The sequence below is a fragment of the Sporosarcina koreensis genome (genome assembly GCF_001531445.1).
GTDB lineage: Bacteria > Bacillota > Bacilli > Bacillales_A > Planococcaceae > Sporosarcina > Sporosarcina koreensis_C.
Map to the genome: position 1 here is coordinate 1 of NZ_LQYA01000097.1, position 2,747 is coordinate 2,747.

Here is a 2,747-nt window from a genome sequence, read left to right on the forward strand (position 1 = left end):
CTCATAAATCCCCGCAAGTGATCATAAACCTGTACAAGCGCTCATAAATCCCCGCAAGTGATCATAAACCTGTACAAGCGCTCATAAATCCCCGCAAGTGATCATAAACCTGTACAAGCGCTCATAAATCCCCGCAAGTGATCATAATCTTGTACAAGCGCTCATTAATCCGTTCTCTTTATCTTTGTTATCGTCCAGACTCAGGGTGGCAAAAAAGACTGCCTTAATTTCTGCAAAAAGCGCAGAAATACGGCAAATCGAACCTTACACAGTTCGATTTGCTCGGGTCATAAGTCAACTCTGCTACACGGCAAAGGACGCCGTTTCGTGCCCGCAGGGATGCGGGTATGCAGTCGTTGCCACAGGAAGTGGCGAACTTAGACTGCCTTCCTCTAAAGCCTTTTGCGAGCAGTGGTTCCGCCACCCTCCGCTTTTTATCATACTTCTTTCAAAATCGCATCTACTGTCGACTCTACCTCTGCCCGGTTCATCTTCTCCTGCCCGCCATGCAGCGCGCCGATCGTCCGCTTTGCCAGGGCAAGGGGGATTTTGCAGAACAGCAGGATGTTTTTATTCGAAATCGATTCGATATAGTCATCGGCCTTTTTCAAATTCGATTCCGCATATTCGAACAGGTCATGCCTGTCCCAACCGTCAGGAAGGAAACGGACACCGCGCTCCGCATCCTCGTCCTGATTGCGCAGCATGTTGACGGCCTGCAATCCGCGGCCATACCCGATTGCCAAGTCCCGATCTGTCTTCGTGCCGTCATACTGCTCCCAAATATCGGAAAGCATCACACCGACGAGACCCGCAACATAGTATGTATAATCGTCTAAATCCTCTTTTGTTTGAATCAAGAAGTTCCTGCCGACCCATTTCGCCATGCCGTCCGCCATAATGCTCGTCGATTCTTTCACTTTCGCAACGATACCTGCGGGACATACAGCGAGCCAATCGCCAAGCCGCAATGTCACTTCCGGCAACAGGTTTTCATAGGGCTTCAGGAGTGCCCGATACGCGGCAACGTCAAAAAAATCGGTTTGCAACAGCTTGCTTGTAGTCTTTAACAAATGCTGCTTGCTTTCTGGATGCAATTCCTCATGATCTTCTATTTCATCGATTGCGCGCATGCATAAATAAGCGGAGCCCACCGTTTTTCGCAAAGTGGGATTGAGCAATTTAATCGGTATATAGAAGGTTCTGCTCGTCAGCTTCAGTACATGCATTGCTTCTTTTTGCAATTTCGCTTCGTTCATAATGGGGGTCCTCCTTCATTTTTTGAAGCAGTTCTTATTGATTATCATACACTATTCCATGAAGCAGTTGCCAACCCTATCTTTGTGGGATAAATAAAAAAAGAAGAACTTTTTCAAATTTCCTATTGACAATGAATAATTGGAAATGGTATCCTCGATAAGTAAGTTATTCTAACTATCAAAAAGGAGGTACGGAACATGAAAAACGCAATTCTAATCCAATATAATTTAATACTTGACCCGTGCCTGACAAATCTCTCTTTCTAATTGTAGACCGAGGAATGGCATGGTATGCCGTTCTTTTATATGAGCACACGCTTATGCAAAAGGCGTGTGTTTTTTTGCGTCTTTATCTGAAGGAAAATTCGGTGTTTTCACGCTCTGCGTGTGACATAAATTTAATTTGAAAAAGGAGTGGTTCTGATGATGAATGAATGTCAGCGACGGAAAGTATTGATGGTGGAGTCTCTGGAAAGTGGGTAGCGTTGCGATCTGCAAGTGAATTGATTCAAATAAAACATAAAGGAGGAAAAGCAAGATGATTATTCAATATGCACAACGTGAACAGAACGAAAGAAAAAACACAAAAAAATTGATGGAGTGGGAATCTCCAAAATGGATAGATGGTAATGGCGACACAACTGGTGAACGCCGATTGTAATCTCGTTTTCTGGTCCCTCTCCAATAGGAGAATATATATGTATACAATTGATAGAGAAGTAATTCAACGACAAATGGATGATATGCGAAAGGAAGTCGAACTGTACCGCTTGGGGCAAAGAGCGCTCAAACGGAGACGGAAAGAGCGGAAAAGTGCTCCTTTCTGGATGATTTTCTTCAGCTTCTCCAACTAATAAAAGGAACGCTCCCCGATTTGCAGAGGGGAGCGTTTTTTTGTATGAGCATATTAGTTACAAAACTATCTTGAATGTGAGATAATCACCAAGTAACAAATCGTGCCCTGGATGAAAAGGGTTGTATACCTTGCAATCGAAAGGCTATTCTAAGATGAAAAAAGAAAAGGAGTACGACAACAAAATGACTATTTCAGTAAAAGCAATTATCGGAAGCACTAGCTCCACTTCATACAACTTGAAGGTAGTTGAATATTTGAGAAAGAAATATGCGGGTAAACTTGATATCACACCTGTCTTCATTAATGATGTCGATATGTTTTCCGTTGATATAGAAAACAATCAGCCAGAGAACGTTAAAGATTTTCTGGACAATGTAAGGGATTCAGATGCGGTCCTTTTCGCTGTTCCTGAATACAACTTCTCGATTCCTGGATCGTTGAAAAATGCGGTAGACTGGCTATCCCGAAGCAATTTTGCGATCAAAGACAAGCCTGCTTTCATCGTAGGTGCGTCAATGGGTGTGTTGGGAAGCGTCCGCGCGCAATTGCACTTGCGTGAAATTTTGACGAACCCGATGCTATCCCCTGCAATTTTGCCGAACAATGAAGTGTACATCGGCTCAATCCATGAG

Annotated in this window: 4 protein-coding genes; 3 read left to right on the forward strand and 1 reads right to left on the reverse strand. The window is 43.6% G+C overall.

Features of this window, described 5'->3' with window-relative positions:
* Window positions 1-437 precede the first annotated feature (437 nt).
* Window positions 438-1,262: a squalene/phytoene synthase family protein gene (locus tag AWV70_RS11755; protein ID WP_153009972.1), complete on the reverse strand. Its 825-nt coding sequence runs from the start codon at window positions 1,260-1,262 to the stop codon at window positions 438-440.
* Between the two features lie 535 nt (window positions 1,263-1,797).
* Here AWV70_RS11755 and AWV70_RS25095 point away from each other — a divergent pair.
* The 3 genes from AWV70_RS25095 to AWV70_RS11760 all read left to right on the forward strand — a co-directional run.
* Window positions 1,798-1,920: a hypothetical protein gene (locus tag AWV70_RS25095; protein WP_268777741.1), complete on the forward strand. Its 123-nt coding sequence runs from the start codon at window positions 1,798-1,800 to the stop codon at window positions 1,918-1,920.
* 37 nt (window positions 1,921-1,957) lie between these two features.
* Entirely contained in the window at window positions 1,958-2,113 is a 156-nt protein-coding gene (locus AWV70_RS23840; RefSeq protein ID WP_160327657.1) for a hypothetical protein, read from the forward strand.
* A gap of 184 nt (window positions 2,114-2,297) precedes the next feature.
* The coding region (locus AWV70_RS11760; protein ID WP_235588637.1) for an NADPH-dependent FMN reductase at window positions 2,298-2,747 on the forward strand (450 nt) is incomplete at its 3' end.